We start from the raw sequence: 603 nt of genomic DNA, 5'->3' as shown, positions 1-603 counted from the left end.
TTGTCACCCCCGGACTTAACAGCCTGTTCAATAGAGGCTTCGGTTTCGTCGATTTCCTTCGCGGCATTTTTGTTGGCTGCCTTCCATTTCAAAGTATGGGGTTGTCGCCCTGGATACGAGGTAAAGTAGTTGATCACTGGGCGGCCTGATTGCATGCTCATTTTGAATTCCATGATGACATATCGGGTGGAGTCAAGCATGCTCGCCGCAGTAGCCGTTGTGGAAATGTATTCACCAACAACGAATACCTTATTGGTTGCCGGCTCATATATTACCTGGTCAGCGGTGAAGTAGCTGATGGATGTTCCGGACGCGAACATTGGCTCCTTCGCAAGAGACAACAGTTGCTGCTTCAGGGACTGGTAGATTTTTGGGTTGAACATCGAACTGAGATTGTTGGTTATGAAGTCAACATTATCAGGAGTGATGTTACCGATCATCATCGATACATACATGGCCCAGGCCTTGTAGTATTCTTTGTCCGCCTGCTCCCAGCCGACGTTCATTCGCTCGTCAAGATGGGGAGGAACCAAGACAACCCGTTCATGCTGTGTGGCTACCTTGGATGCTAAAATGACCAATGTTGCCGCAAGAACCAGTGTA

At 48.6% G+C, this 603-nt stretch carries 1 protein-coding gene; it reads right to left on the bottom strand.

Translation table 11 applies throughout. The annotated features are described in order from the left end of the window. A partial coding sequence (locus ACOCD2_RS25105) for a TraE/TraK family type IV conjugative transfer system protein (RefSeq protein ID WP_419626373.1) occupies positions 1-603 on the bottom strand: 603 nt, incomplete at both ends.

It is taken from the genome of Thiolapillus sp. (genome assembly GCF_048562965.1).
In the GTDB taxonomy this organism is placed as follows: domain Bacteria; phylum Pseudomonadota; class Gammaproteobacteria; order Chromatiales; family Chromatiaceae; genus Thiolapillus; species Thiolapillus brandeum_A.
Note: the sequence above shows the minus strand (reverse complement) of the source record. Positions and strands in the feature narration are given on the sequence as shown.